This is a genomic window from Wolbachia endosymbiont of Muscidifurax uniraptor, assembly GCF_054149795.1.
The window spans coordinates 1-14,193 of the sequence record NZ_CP083727.1 but is presented as its reverse complement, the minus strand read 5'-3'; the positions used below and the strand labels follow the sequence as shown (position 1 = coordinate 14,193).

General features: G+C 34.8%; 12 protein-coding genes and 1 tRNA gene. 2 read left to right on the top strand and 11 right to left on the bottom strand.

The window, feature by feature from the left end; genetic code table 11:
- Positions 1-15: 15 nt before the first annotated feature.
- Together rpsG and rpsL are read right to left on the bottom strand one after the other, a co-directional pair.
- Positions 16-495, bottom strand: coding sequence for a 30S ribosomal protein S7 (rpsG, locus tag LA754_RS00065; protein ID WP_006279788.1), 480 nt, complete (start codon positions 493-495; stop codon positions 16-18).
- A 5-nt stretch (positions 496-500) separates the two neighbouring features.
- Positions 501-875, bottom strand: a complete 375-nt coding sequence (rpsL, locus tag LA754_RS00060; protein ID WP_006279787.1) for a 30S ribosomal protein S12 — start codon at positions 873-875, stop codon at positions 501-503.
- A gap of 971 nt (positions 876-1,846) precedes the next feature.
- Between rpsL and prmC the strand changes: the two genes are divergently transcribed.
- Positions 1,847-2,686 carry a peptide chain release factor N(5)-glutamine methyltransferase gene (prmC, locus tag LA754_RS00055; protein WP_006279785.1) on the top strand — a complete coding sequence of 280 codons (840 nt, stop codon included), beginning with the start codon at positions 1,847-1,849 and terminating at the stop codon, positions 2,684-2,686.
- Between the two features lie 156 nt (positions 2,687-2,842).
- On the opposite strand, the gene LA754_RS00050 is transcribed toward prmC, so the two are convergent.
- The 8 genes from LA754_RS00050 to LA754_RS00015 all read right to left on the bottom strand — a co-directional run bounded on the left by LA754_RS00050 (position 2,843) and on the right by LA754_RS00015 (position 11,075).
- Complete coding sequence (locus LA754_RS00050; protein WP_006279784.1) at positions 2,843-3,709, bottom strand: P44/Msp2 family outer membrane protein; 867 nt, start codon at positions 3,707-3,709, stop codon at positions 2,843-2,845.
- Positions 3,710-3,830: 121 nt separating this feature from the next.
- Positions 3,831-5,834, bottom strand: a complete 2,004-nt coding sequence (locus LA754_RS00045) for a type IV secretory system conjugative DNA transfer family protein (RefSeq protein ID WP_077188467.1) — start codon at positions 5,832-5,834, stop codon at positions 3,831-3,833.
- 30 nt (positions 5,835-5,864) lie between these two features.
- The gene (gene virB11, locus LA754_RS00040; protein WP_006279783.1) at positions 5,865-6,857 is read right to left on the bottom strand and encodes a P-type DNA transfer ATPase VirB11; all 993 of its coding nucleotides are present in this window, start codon (positions 6,855-6,857) and stop codon (positions 5,865-5,867) included.
- A 1-nt stretch (position 6,858) separates the two neighbouring features.
- Complete coding sequence (locus tag LA754_RS00035; RefSeq protein ID WP_006279782.1) at positions 6,859-8,319, bottom strand: TrbI/VirB10 family protein; 1,461 nt, start codon at positions 8,317-8,319, stop codon at positions 6,859-6,861.
- Positions 8,320-8,335: 16 nt separating this feature from the next.
- Positions 8,336-9,136, bottom strand: a complete 801-nt coding sequence (gene virB9, locus LA754_RS00030; RefSeq protein WP_174930886.1) for a P-type conjugative transfer protein VirB9 — start codon at positions 9,134-9,136, stop codon at positions 8,336-8,338.
- On the bottom strand, positions 9,123-9,803 hold the full coding sequence (locus LA754_RS00025) for a VirB8 family type IV secretion system protein (RefSeq protein WP_006279780.1): 681 nt from the start codon (positions 9,801-9,803) through the stop codon (positions 9,123-9,125). Before LA754_RS00025 ends, virB9 begins: the two co-directional genes overlap by 14 nt.
- Positions 9,804-9,875: 72 nt before the next feature.
- A complete protein-coding gene (locus LA754_RS00020; RefSeq protein ID WP_006279779.1) occupies positions 9,876-10,958 on the bottom strand; it encodes a GTP cyclohydrolase II in 1,083 nt (360 codons plus the stop codon).
- A gap of 29 nt (positions 10,959-10,987) precedes the next feature.
- Positions 10,988-11,075 (bottom strand) — tRNA-Leu (locus LA754_RS00015).
- 190 nt (positions 11,076-11,265) lie between these two features.
- Between LA754_RS00015 and LA754_RS00010 the strand changes: the two genes are divergently transcribed.
- On the top strand, positions 11,266-12,540 hold the full coding sequence (locus tag LA754_RS00010) for a metallophosphoesterase (protein WP_006279778.1): 1,275 nt from the start codon (positions 11,266-11,268) through the stop codon (positions 12,538-12,540).
- 27 nt (positions 12,541-12,567) lie between these two features.
- Here the strand turns inward: LA754_RS00010 and dnaA are convergent, their stop codons facing one another.
- Positions 12,568-13,950 carry a chromosomal replication initiator protein DnaA gene (gene dnaA, locus LA754_RS00005; protein WP_006279777.1) on the bottom strand — a complete coding sequence of 461 codons (1,383 nt, stop codon included), beginning with the start codon at positions 13,948-13,950 and terminating at the stop codon, positions 12,568-12,570.
- Positions 13,951-14,193 lie beyond the last annotated feature (243 nt).

Sequence of the window (14,193 nt, the reverse complement as noted above, 5' to 3'; positions counted from 1 at the left end):
ATTAATTAGCTAACATTAAAAACGAAGATGAGAAAATGCCTTATTAGCTTCAGCCATTTTATATCTTTCTTCGCACATCTTAAACGCACCACCGCGTTTATTATAAGCATCCAGTATTTCAGATTGCAAACAATCAACAGTGGTTTTTCCACTCTTTTTTCGAGCGGCAGAAGTTGCTTTAGCAATCCACCTTAACGCTAAAGAAACCGCTCTATCTTGTCGAACTTCAACAGGTACTTGATAAGTTGCACCACCAATGCGTCGAGAACGCACTTCTATAGAAGGAGTAACATTTCCTACTGCTGTCTCAAAAATTGATAACCCACCTTCGCTTATTTTCTTTTCAGCTAAAGACAAAGCGTCATAGATAATCTTTTCTGCAGTAGATTTTTTACCACATTTCATGATTGTATTAATGAAACGCATCAGCAAAACACTGCCGTAACGCGAATCAGGACTTATTTCTCTTTTTTTTGCTTTATTCCGACGAGCCATAAACTTTAACCAGATTTCTTTACACCATATTTTGAACGAGCTTTCTTTCGATTTTGCACACCACGCAGATCAAGGGCACCTCTTATTATGTGATAACGCACACCTGGCAAATCTTTAACCCGCCCACCACGTATCAAAACAACAGAGTGTTCTTGTAAATTATGACCTTCACCAGGTATATAAGCCGTCACTTCACCATACCCACTAATTTTTACTCTGGCTACTTTACGGAGTGCTGAGTTAGGCTTTCTAGGAGTTGTAGTATACACCTTAGTGCAAACACCTCTCCTTTGAGGGTTGCTTTCTCCCAAAGCTGGTACCTTTTTCTTATGGGTCAATCCTAATCTACCCTTACGTATTAATTGATTTATCGTAGGCATATGTTATAAACTCAAGCTCATTAAAATAACTAAGTTTTTAGTTATAAAATAATAAACCTCAATAGTCAATATAAAAATAAACATTACTACTCTAATAATTAAGCTCAACTGCCTTGAAAGCCATCAGTAGACTTCTTGCACTACCTCCCAAGCCACAACTGTCATTCAGTAGAAACGAAAAAATTACTTTACAAGCTTCGCCAGCCCCCTTATCATGAAACTGAAGCTATTTATTTATCTTCTCTGCACAGATTAAATGACAAAAAAACTCACGTATCTGGCGTATCATGTTTAATTTTTTGCACTATGTGCACTCTATGTCTTTATAAAATTTCTAGGTTTTTACCTAATATAAGCTGAAATGCGCTTATAAAGCATTTAAAACATTAAAAAACGCCAGCTTAAAAAATGGATAGTGAATAACTAGCTACCCTAGGGTTTCTTTTGCCTTTTTTTCTGTTTAGTAAATTTCTTAACGTTTATAATTTAGATTAGTTGCGGTTTAAAAGCAGCCAAATCGCGGTTATTAAGTGTTTAGAATAAAAAAACGCCATACTTGAAAGTATAATGTAAGTAATTAGCCAACCACGGGGCTTCTTTTGCCTTTTTTTTATTTGGTAAATTTCTTAAATATTTATGGCTAAACGACAATCGTCATCACGCTACGTGTTAGCGGGATCTAGAGATACCGCGGCGGTATGACGTGGACTGCTGTCATTCCGCTACGTGTTAGCGGCTAAGATACCGCGAATGAATCGCGGTATGACGGTTCGTGGCGGTATGACGTAAAGCTCGCGTTAGCTATACTTTTATGCTCACCAACTTAGCTGGATCCAAGTAGTCAAGCTACTTGGATCTGCAAATTGCAATGTTCGTACAGCTGCGTGCTTGACACCGGGATTTAGTGCAGCTACCCTAAACTGGAAGCTCATCTTGCTATTCTTGGCTGAAAGGAACATATTTTTAGAATAATGAAAACAATCAGCACTTTAATTCAAGAAGGATCGGAGTTATTATCGTCACATAAAGTTGAATCACCACATTTAGATTGTGAAATCATCATGCAGCACGTACTTGGAGTGGAAAGATCATTCATAATTATGAACCATGCTGATCAAGTGCCGATGGAGAAAGAACTTTTATTTTGGAAATTAACAAAAAAAAGAGCGGAAAGATATCCAATATCGCAAATAATAGGTAATCGTGAATTCTGGAGTAAAAATTTTATAGTTAACCAGCATGTTTTGGATCCAAGACCAGATAGTGAAACATTAATCTCAACAGTGTTAAAATATTACCCAAATAAAAAGCAGAGACTAAAAATTGCAGATTTTGGTACAGGCACAGGTTGTTTATTGATATCCGTACTTAGTGAGCATGAATATGCCGTTGGTATCGGTTTTGAAAAAAGCTTGGAAGCATACAAAGTTGCCTATCAGAACACAAAGAAACATGATCTTCTCAGCAGAGCCAAAATATTTCCAAGCTCATGGACAGAGTGCAGAGGTTCATTTGATCTGATAATTAGCAATCCTCCATATATTAAAAGAAGCAAATTAAAAGACTTACAAGCCGAAGTGCAAAAAGAGCCAAGAATTGCTCTTGATGGTGGAATTGATGGTTTAAACTGTTACTTGAGTATTTTTCCAATATTGAAAAAGTGCCTTAAAAAAAATGGGTTTGCAATATTGGAGATAGGTGAAGATCAAAATGATATTGACAAAATAATACCCTCATACAAATTAGCTTTTCAGGAATATGTACATGATTTGGCAGGAATGAAGAGGTGCATTGTTATGCAAAAAACATAGCTAATGTTTTCTTCCTTCATCCCATATTATCCTATGTCATCCCAGCACCCTCTAGCTAGTCATCCAAGTAGCGTGACCACTTGGATCTATATTTACTATGGTCAAGGCATAGGATGACAGGAACGGTTTTATGCATTTTTTAAAAGGGCAACATGTTTAAGCTTTGCTGGCAAAGTGGAAAGTAAGGCCAGCCTCTATACCGTGTGTGTAAAACAATGTATTACCTATATTTATATCTTCTTTTGCTGCATTTGCTGGTTTACTCTGATCATCAAGCTTCTTTTTACCCCTGTTATTAGGATCATCTATAATTTCTCCAAGCGCATCCGTTGTAAGTTTAAGACCATCACCAATAACACCACCAATAGCACCAAAACCTCTATATCCGATATGCATATTTACATCTTCGTTTATGTGATAATCAAGGCCAGCTTTTAATTGACCTGCGGGTCTTATTGACGATTTTTCAAACATTGTCATTCTTGTTGCACCGACTCCAACCCCAACATAAGGAGAAAAAGAGAAACGGTCACTCTTCCAATAATGATAAACATTTGCCATTAGAGACATGTTTTCAATTTGGTCATGATTAACTGTAGCACTATAGATATAAGTTTTTTTACCAGCATCCTTACCAATGTCCTTTAGGTATGAAACAGTTATTTGACTACTTGTTAAACCAACATTATCCACTTTTACAGAAGAATACATCCCTTCCAATTCAGCTCTATAGCTGTTGTTACCCAATTCTCCTGTGTAACCAAATGCCACATTTGCAGCAAAAGGTGGATTATAATCTCCTTTATACTCACTTAGTGACTGACCTTTTGTGTTCTGAGCATCCCTGTCATTTATAGACAAATTTTTGATATCTGTAGTGCTTGTTTTTAGTTCACCCATGCCATTAAAAAATTGACCATAATACCCACTACCAAAGTAAAACCCTTCTGTTTCACTCGCAAAAGATTGTTGTGACAACAATAAAGCAAGTGCTGTAACCGCTAATGTTTTTTTACTAATCATTACTACTCCCCTAGTTAAAATAGCTAATCTAATACTAATTAATTAAAAATGGCTTAATATGAAAAACCTAATTATTTGCATAACTTGCACTTTTCTGAGCTAAAAATAGGCAAAGTTAACCTTACTTCTCGTCATTTTTTAATTTATCCTCATCTTCAAATTCATCCTCCTCTTCTTCGTCATCAAACCCATCATCGCTCCTATCCTCATCTTCCTCGTCATCATCTTCAAACTTATCGTCGATATCTTCATCATCAATATCTTCGTCTGCAAATTCATCTGATTCATCATATACTGCATCTTCGGTTTTAGTTTCAGCAGGATAATCAACTGAATTAGGTCCCTCAAGAACATTATTCCCCTCGTTATTAACCTTATCTTTGCTCGCAGCGGCAGAAAGAACTTTGTTTGGGTCATATGGTTCTTGTGTAGGCACACGAGTTTGTTTGAGCAGCCTTCTTGTGAAGGTGGTATCACTGTAGTACAAAATTTTCTTTGATTTAATTGGGTAAGTCGACTCTATTAAAATTATCTGATCGTCACGTGGCAACATAATAACTTCTTGAGGCAATAGCAATGCTCTCTGTATTTCAGAGATATGTAATGACCTTGAAGCAGGATTTAAATCTAAAAATTTAGGCTTATTCAACGATTCTTGTTGTACAGTTTTGTTTCCTATAAGTTGCGATATTAAATTAGCTGTTTCAATATTATTGGCTGCAAAAGTTATTCTGTAAGTCGAGTTTGACAAAAAGGAGTTCATCCCTGCTTCTTCGTATATTCCTTTGAGCTGCTCAGTATCTTGAACAATTAAGAATAACCTAACTCGATAACCACGAAAATATGCAATACCTGTTTGAAATTGCTCCATTTTTCCAAGTGTAGGAAACTCATCCATTAAAAACAATACGCCATAAGGCTCGTCATCCGATGGCAATTTTCTACATAAAAACTCAGTTGCCTGTTGGTAAAAAACCTGCATTAAAGGCCTGAGCCTAGTCAAGTTGTCAGGAGTTAAACCAACATAAACTGTAATTTTCTTCTTTTTAAAATCTAGAATATTAAAATCACTTGACGCAGTTGCAGTATCAATCAATGGGTTTGCCCACAATTCAAGTGATGAGTTCATGGTTGATACAACACCTGACCTTTCTTTATCAGCTTTTTGTAAAAAAGCTGCAATATTCATATATGCTACAGGGTGTAGTATTTTACCCATTGTATCAAGAGCAACAGCAAGATTATAAACCACGTCATCACTACGCATCGTACGCACAACTTCACCAAAAGATTTAACTTTCTCTGGTGCAGCAAGTAAGTATAATACCACTCCAACAAATAAGCTTCTTGCTTCATTCTGCCAAAAGTCTTGTTCAGGCATGATTAGGTTAGCTATTTTCTGCACATCGTCAACCATCTGCCCAGGTTTTTCACTAATCCATTGTAATGGATTGTAACAGTGACTTATTCCATCTGGCTGCGCTGGATTCCATACGTATACTTTTTGTCCTTGTCGTTCTCGCCAACCACTTGTTATTTCATAGTTTTCTAATTTTATGTCGTGTACAATTACCGAGTCAGTCCAAAATAATAAATTAGGAATTACAAAGCCAACACCCTTACCAGAACCTGTAGGTGCAAATAACAATGCATGCTGAAACCCATCAGAAATGAAGTATCCTCTTTTATCTTTACCAAGCAATAATCCCTTTTTGCTTCTTAATCCTGCTTTTCGTATGTCTTTCTCTGATGCCCACTGCGAATCTCCATGAAGTGATTCCTTCTTTTTAAATGGTCGCCACTCAATTATCCTTTCTCTTAAATTCCATAAGATAATCATTAAAACAATGATAGGCAGTGCAGAAGATATAATTAATGTGATTTTGAGCTCAAGGCTATATAACTCTGGATGATGCCAACAATATTGTATATGATCAAAAATCGTTGGCCAAAGAGCTTGAGGGAAAGGCGTCAAACTAGGATTAATTGCCTTAAAATCCACAGCATCCGGACCATCAGCAAACAGAACAAACAATATACCAGATAGATAGAAGCAAAACTCAAGTACGCTAAAAGCTACTACACCTCCTATGAGAATATTACGTAGGTGATTTCCATTACTCATAAACTACTCTTCCTTAACTTATGTATAAATTTAAGCATTTTCGCTCGCAGATCTAGTAAATAATATCTCAGAAATGCTTCTTTTGCCCCCACCGGTTCTTTTTAGCTGAATAACAATATCAATCACATTTCTAATGTATGGTATAATTTGGTCTGGAGGAATGCCAAGATTTGCCTGCATAACCATCAATTTTATTTGCTCAAGGGCCATTGTTGGACTATCTGCATGAAGGGTTGATATTGATCCAGGGTGACCAGTATTTATCGCCCTGAGAAAACTAAAAGCTTCCGCTCCACGGAGCTCACCAACTATTATTCTGTCTGGCCTTAAACGTAAGCACGCTTCTATCAAATCTTGAGTGGTTACTTTTGCTCTGCCCTGCCCTCCTTTAGAGGCAATTAGATGGACTTTATTGGGATGATCGTTCAAAACGATTTCCCTTGCATCCTCAACAGTAATAATTCTTTCCTCAGCTGGAATAGCACGCAAAGTAGCATTAGTAAAAGTAGTCTTACCAGTGGAAGTTCCACCACTAATTATAATATTTTTCTTACTTATTACAGCGTATTCTAAAAACTCTTTTATTTTTTTTTGCCTTAACAATAAATCCAAATGACGGTCAACTGGATTATCATTTGCTTCTGTAACAGTTTCAGAAAAAGCCCCCATTTTTTCGTAATCATCGAGTGCTAACTGCATGCTAGAAGGCTTACGAATCGACATGACTACTTTATCAGGTTCACATGCTGGCGGAAATACTATCTGTATACGATAACCATTTGGTAATGTTGCCGAAAGTAACGGCGCTTCTTCGCTAAGTTTTTGTTCTGTAGCTTGAGCAATCAGTCTGCCAAGAGATTTCAAATGGTTAAGATCGAATACTTCTAATTTTTCACACCTTATTTCACCGCGATTTTCAATCCATACTTCCTTTGGCTTATTTATTGATATTTCATTTACGCCTTCTTCTTGAAATATGCCTTGTAATGGCTCCAAATATGTATCAAGTGCAGCATAGTTCATTTCATTGATTTAATATTGCCTGTGGAGGAAATACTATATCTTGGTTAACAAATACTTTCAATGCAGTGCCTTGATCAACATAAATAGTTGGTTTTTTATCTGTATATCTGCCCACTACATCCCGCATATCTTTAGAAAAATCCTCGATTGATTTCCCGATTGCTTCATCATAAACAGACTTGCTTTTTCTTTGAATTTGTTCTAACAGTTGATTTACAATTTCCAGGCTTATATTTACCTCGTCTTCTTCAATTCCTAGTGCTTTTGCTATTTCCTCTTTCATTATTTTTAGTAAATCTTGTCTGCTTTTGGCACTCCGAATTCTTCCGATAGCCCCAAGGCCTAATTTCCATTTGTCACTAGATATCTTCTTTTCTGGGTCAATAATGAGTTGGAGAGAAGAAAAATCTATTTCGGTTGCAGTGATAGACTTTACTGCATCTCTGATAGTTAGCGTATCAACAAGATTAGAAGCCTTTTGCCCTATAACAGCAGAACCAATCGAAACACCAGCAAGTGTCACTGAAGAGAATAACGCACTTACTATTTTGTTATCAACTATTCCTGCTATTCCTGCTCTACCAAGCTCGTCAGTACTAAGTGATGAGATTGCAATATCTATTCCATGTGGCAGAATCACTCTATTCCAGTTTATATTTACACGAGATTTAGCAACATTCGAGTCAAATGAATAACTGCCTATCAATCTTGAGCCTTTAGGTATTAAAACTGTATCACCAGTTTCTGCATAAACATCTCTACTCACCATAGCACGCAGCATTCCTTGCAGATCAGAGTTTATTGCAGTTTCAAGAACAGCATCAATAATTTTACCTTGAGTAATCATTAAACCAAGCTTTCCTACTCTGGTAGCTTTGCTCGATTGTGCTGAAGTGTCGGATAAAATAGCATCAGCAGCCTTGTTCTCTCCACTACCACCTGAAATTGTCAACATCTGTGCACTACGTCTGTCTCTAGGATAACCGCCACCCCCTATTGTAGGAAACGAGGTAGGTAAATTGCCCATAACATTACTAGAAGGAAAATTTTGCTTTGGCAAAATAGGTATATTTGACACAGGAGTTTCTTTTGGTTTCTCTTCTTCTTTTTTCATCACTTCTTCTTTTCTAATTTGTTTTATTTCTGGTATGATTAGTGGTGTAGGAAGAGGAGGTAAGGGTGGTAAGTGATCAGTTATTATTCTTTCAGGAACCATTACATTATCTGGAACTTGTTCCAACTTTCCTTTTAATTCTTGAACGTTTTGCTTTGTTTCCTCTTTTTTAATAACTTCTGAACCCTCTTTAGGAGAAGGACTAAAATAGAGATAATACACTCCACCAACCAGAAGCACTAAAATAATGACCATCAATGCCCTATGACCTTGATTAGAGCCAACTGTTACTACCTTATTCTCTATTTCTGATTCATCTTCTGAATTGTTACGCCTTTCTTTATTCATATTGCATGTACCACAGCTAAAGTGACCTATTTATAATTTCAACTTCACCATCTTCATAACGCATAAATAGCTTTTTATGTACTCCTTTTATTATAACATAATCATCAAATAACAGCCTTTTACAAGGTTTATCCTCCCCTTCTACAAAAATCTGAGGTATTTTATTATTATTTCTAAATTTTAAATAGGTTAAATAACCATCATCAAATAACTCAATCGGAACTATATCCGCATTACCACCTTCATCAATATATGTATAATTGTACTTCGTATCATTTTCTTGTATTATTTTTTCTGGCTTGTCTTTAGTATATTGCATTTGAGTAGGTAAAGAAACCTCATCTAAATCAACATCAAATTCACCTTCTTCTTGAGGATAATAAAAACGTACTACGTAAGATATATCCTTTTCAGCAGAATAATCGTGATCCACTTTCTTAGCATCAGTACCCGGGTATTTATCGTAGTTTGGCCTTGAGATTAAATCAAAAATGTAATTTCTTTTTTTAGTTGTCGTAATAATCATGTTAGTGCGACTACTAACTTCAAATGGCATGATAAGCAATTTATTGTCATAAGGATTAATTTTCCAACTTGATGCATCACCAACAGCGATATTTTTAACTTTTTCTCCTTCCGCAAATTCAATATAAGAATAGTAACCCTGACTAAAAACCACCGTAAATACTTCATTAGGGCTATACACAAAAGTCTTTATTCTACTATCTATAGAAATAGGCTCATTATAATTAATGGATGCGTTTAAATTGCCACTTACAAGTAAAGCTAAAACTAATAATATCCTATACATATTCATCATCTACTCTATATGAAATAACTTGAAATCCTAATGGGTTAATATATCTTTGCTGATCATCCATTTCAAGCGATGCATATCTATATGACATAATAACTATCTTATTTTTTCTCGTAGAACTTCCATCTTTCCGTGTAAATTCCACAAAAAATCTCACCTGAAGAGCATCGTTACCCAACTTTTGAATTGAGCGAATTTTAAATTCACTTTTGGTATCTGAATATAAATTAAAAAGATCATCCATATTCTGCGATCCTACATAATTTCTAAATTCATTATACACATTAGGTGAGGAAAACAACCTCACCTTTGTATAATAGTTATAATTATAATGATATGGATCAAAAACCTCCCTTGCTTTTATATACTCTGAAATAAAATAATCGTTTAGCGCTTCATCTGCAGAATACTGTTTTACTGTGACAGGATCAACCAATTGCACTATTCCTGATTTCTTGTCAATTTCTATAACAAATGGCTCAATAGTGCTACTTGTGCTAATTTTAAATACGACTAATATGCTGATAGAGGTCGTTGCTAATAATATTAATGCAAATAAAAGTAGAATATTCCTTTGAGCAATAACTGTGCTGTAGCGGTTTGAATTCCAATTTATATCCTTATCTAAGGATTCAGTATTTTTTTCTCGCTTAAAAAATCTTAGCATTTTAGTATTCCTAAAAATCTTAACTTATGTTAATAAACATAGCAAATTAACAAAGTAGTTACAGCAAAAAAGCTAAAAAACTCTTAATCTATGGCCTAATTTACCAAACTTTGTCTCCATATATGAATCGTTATATTTATTACGTTCCACAATAAGTGGTAGACACTTTGTAACTCCTATACCACTACTTTCCAATTCTGACAATTTCCTATCATTGTTTGTAAGTAATTGGATTTTGTTAATGTTCAATTTCTTAAGCATTTTAGCTGCAACAGCAAAACTCCTTTCATCATCTTCAAAACCCAATATTCTATTTGCATCAACAGTATCAAGATTATGTCCTCTTTGCATACTGTACGCTCTTAACTTATTAGTTAAACCAATGCCTCTTCCATCTTGCATCAAATACAATATAATACCACTTCCAGAGTCAGCTATCATTTGAATTGCTTGATGTAACTGACTTCTGCAATCGCATGACAAGCTATCTAACAAGTCACCCGTATAGCACGAAGAATGAATTCTCACTAATGGTTCGTCATCTTTATCTGGATTGCCAATGATAATTGCATGATGTTCTCTTCCACCACTTTCGGTTCTATAAGATATGATATTTACTTCTTGAGTCTGTTTTAAAAATAATGATGTTTTGCACACTTCATATACATCCTGATTTTCTTGAAAATTATTTATGAATGACGTGTCCAGTGCAATAACGTCATTTTTCTCGCACCAATTTCGCATTTCATGGTTATTCTCAAAAGTCATATCAGCCACTAACGCGCATGGCAATAATTCTGAGAACTTAAGCAAGGCAATAGCACATTCATCTATTGTCTTTGAGCATTGCAACTCTTTTATGCAATCTTCCTTTGAACAGTTTATTAAATAGAGCAGTTCATCAAAATTATTCACCAACAGACGTTTGCTGTTACGTTCTTTATTCTGAGATATGTATTTTACCTTACTTGAAGTTAAAGTAACATATACATTACTTGATGTAAGCTTGTATTGATTAAATAAATCTCTTTCTAAAGCCTCAGCAGCAGCAAACAATAGGTAATTACTTTCATCATATATTACAATTGGCCGACCGCGCCTGATTTCGCTGATAGCTCTTTCTACCTTATTGCTACTCTGATTTCCTATAAACATTTTTACCCATATTAAACAGCGATAAAAACTGGTGCGGCCGAGAAGACTTGAACTTCCAAGGCCTTATGAGCCACAGCGACCTCAACGCTGCGTGTCTACCAATTCCACCACGGCCGCACTATATTCTAGTTTTTATATAATTATTTTAAATTACTTAATCATTTTAGAATTTTTCATCTAGAGTGTCAATCTGATACTAGAATAATTTAGAAATTGTTTGTATAATTTGATTATGAATTTTGTGATTATAAATTTTAATCATTTAAGATAACCTTACTACTAATTTTTAACTTAGGTTTTTATATAAATGAATATAGCTAATATCTTTATTTTTTTAGCTCTCTCTCTTATAACTAGCTTTCATTTCGTCCATGCACAAATATTATACACATGGTCTCAAGTTATCCCAGAAAATAAACTAAGCATACGCGCAATTACGGACAATGACATGTGTCCCATTGTTTATGTTGATGGCGAGGAAACAGAAATGCTGAATCGCAGCTCAATTAACAATGGTGATCATAACGAAACAGTTTGTGAACTGACAGTACAAACAAGTGCCAAAAACATTAGTATTGAGGATCTACGGGTTCCTATATTACCAAAAAAGGTTAATAAAATTGCTTTCATTGGTGACACGGGCTGTAGAATAAATATGTTATTTCAGCAGGAATGTAATTCAGTAGATAGCTGGCCTTTAAAAAAAAATTTAGATTCAATCGCCCTTCATAAACCAGATTTAATTATCCATGTTGGTGATTATCATTATAGACAAACAAAATGTAGAAATACAAAAAAGTGTGGCGATATTTATGGATATAATAAAGAAGTTTGGTACGCTGATTGGTTTGAGCCTGCAAAGGATATTTTATCACAATCCCCTTTCCTTTTTGTTCGTGGAAACCATGAGAGTTGTGATAGAGCTTATGAAGGATGGTTCAGGTATCTAGATTCATACCCCTTTTCGTCTGAAAAATGTGGAAACTTCGTTTCTAGTTGGTCCTTAGATGCTGGACCGATGAAATTTTTTATCTTCGACTCTTCATCCGGTGAGGATATTTTTACAACCCAAAGCACAATTGATGCTTTTGAGAGGCAATTTGATAAATTGATACAAAATAGTTCTGACAAGCCCATGTGGTTTTTAACTCATAAACCGCTTTGGAGATCTCCAAAAAAAGAATTTTTGACATTAAAAAGCCATGGTAATCTTACACAAATCGAAGCTTTTGGAGATAAATTTCCAAGCAATGTTACTACCATAGTTTCTGGCCACATTCATATAGCCCAGATTTTATTAATGGATAATGTTCCAGACCAAATTATAGTTGGAAACGGTGGTGCATCATTACACGCTCAAGATCAAGAATCTGTTTATCAAAATGTAGAATTTGACTATTTAAATGGTAAAAACTACTTAGCACACGAGGTTAGAAACTTTTTTGGCTTTGGCTTTGCAATACTAAATTTAGATGATCACGAATTTACCTTCTATAATCAACACAATAAGGAAATGTATTCTGCGAAGCTAACAGAAGATTTTAAACTTAAACGGATTAAAACTATAGTCGATTCATTTTAGGATTTGTTATTAGCTATTTTAAAAACGCTACTTAAACGTTTTTTTTAATCGATTGATTTCATCAGCAAATTTTGAGTCGGTCTTTATAAAATTTTCTACTTGTTTTACTGCATGTATAACAGTAGCATGGTCTCTGCCACCAAAGTTTCTCCCAATATCTGGTAGGCTTTTTTGCGTAAATTTTTTGGCAAAATACATAGCTATTTGTCTTGGCCTTGCAAGACTGCGAAGCCTTCTATTGGATTGCATATCTGCAACCTTTATATTGAAAAATTCAGCTACTTTCTTTTGTATTTCTTCTATTGTGACTGACCTATGATTTGACCTAAGAAGATCGATTAGGGTTTCACTAGCTGATTCTACCGTCATACTTCTTCCAATTAATGAGGTATGGGTAACCTTATTTAATGCTCCTTCTAATTCTCTTATATTAGATTTTATGTTCCTTGCTAAAAACTCTAGGACATCTTTCGGAACATACATATTCATCTGCTCCACTTTTGCCTGCAATATACCAAGCCTTAATTCAAAAGTTGTTTCATTAATATCTGCCACCAACCCCCAACCGAGTCGTGATTTTATTCTTTCTTCCACTCCATCAAGATCACTAGGAGACCTATCAGCTGATATAACCAATTGTTTATTTTGGTCTATCAATGCATTGAAAGTGTGAAAAAATTCTTCTTGTGTACTATCTTTACCACTGATAAATTGCACATCATCTACCATCAATACATCTACTGATCTAAATTGCTCTTTAAATAACATAATATCTTTGCTTCGCAGCGCTGTAATATATTGGTACATGAATTTCTCTGCTGATAAATACACCACTTTTCTTTTTGCTGATGGGGAATTGACTATGTGCCAAGCTATAGCATGCATTAGATGTGTTTTACCAAGTCCCACTCCACCATATAGAAACAAAGGATTGCTGCCTAATATTGGATCTATAGATTCTGCCACACGCTTTGCCGCCGTAAATGCTAATTCATTTGGCTTTCCCACTACAAAATTATCAAAGGTGAATCTTGGATCCAGCGGCGAACCAAGATTATGATTACTTTCCTCTCTGTTTTTTAGTATAACATTAAAATTTGAATTCCTCTCCTCAATTACTTGAATATCAATAGAACGTATACTTTTATCTTCGCTTTGCCATAATGATAATATTTTTTTCATGTAATGAACTGTAATCCACTCTTTTATAAACCTTGTTGACACGGATAAAAGAACTTCCCCATTTCTGCTACTGACAAATTTTAGTGAACTCAGCCAACTATTATATGTTGCTTCTCCATAAAGATTATAAAGACAATTTTGGATTTTTTCCCAAGTAACATTGTGATCCGTTACTGTAATAATCTGATCAAAAAACATAGTAGAAACCTTAGGGCTAGTTAAGTTCATATACCACACCAAGAAAAAAACAATAATTAGAAAAATACAAGATAATCAATAGCTTACTGCAAAATGAAAAGCTAATACTACTTAATACATACTAAAAATTATGGTGATTTTTTGATGGGTTGTAAAGGGTATAAAAACATCAAAATTGATCATTTTTATTTCAAAAAAATGAAAAATTTGTAAATGTCGCTTGTATCGAGGATTAGAAGCATGCTATTAAAAACAGTAATACATTATGTATAA

Coding starts and splice junctions, on each gene's coding strand:
- rpsG (WP_006279788.1), bottom strand. CDS start 495: ATGGCTCGTCGGAATAAAGCAAAAAAAAGAGAAATAAGTCCTGATTCG.
- rpsL (WP_006279787.1), bottom strand. CDS start 875: ATGCCTACGATAAATCAATTAATACGTAAGGGTAGATTAGGATTGACC.
- prmC (WP_006279785.1), top strand. CDS start 1,847: ATGAAAACAATCAGCACTTTAATTCAAGAAGGATCGGAGTTATTATCG.
- LA754_RS00050 (WP_006279784.1), bottom strand. CDS start 3,709: ATGATTAGTAAAAAAACATTAGCGGTTACAGCACTTGCTTTATTGTTG.
- LA754_RS00045 (WP_077188467.1), bottom strand. CDS start 5,834: ATGAGTAATGGAAATCACCTACGTAATATTCTCATAGGAGGTGTAGTA.
- virB11 (WP_006279783.1), bottom strand. CDS start 6,857: ATGAACTATGCTGCACTTGATACATATTTGGAGCCATTACAAGGCATA.
- LA754_RS00035 (WP_006279782.1), bottom strand. CDS start 8,319: ATGAATAAAGAAAGGCGTAACAATTCAGAAGATGAATCAGAAATAGAG.
- virB9 (WP_174930886.1), bottom strand. CDS start 9,136: ATGAATATGTATAGGATATTATTAGTTTTAGCTTTACTTGTAAGTGGC.
- LA754_RS00025 (WP_006279780.1), bottom strand. CDS start 9,803: ATGCTAAGATTTTTTAAGCGAGAAAAAAATACTGAATCCTTAGATAAG.
- LA754_RS00020 (WP_006279779.1), bottom strand. CDS start 10,958: ATGTTTATAGGAAATCAGAGTAGCAATAAGGTAGAAAGAGCTATCAGC.
- LA754_RS00010 (WP_006279778.1), top strand. CDS start 11,266: ATGAATATAGCTAATATCTTTATTTTTTTAGCTCTCTCTCTTATAACT.
- dnaA (WP_006279777.1), bottom strand. CDS start 13,950: ATGAACTTAACTAGCCCTAAGGTTTCTACTATGTTTTTTGATCAGATT.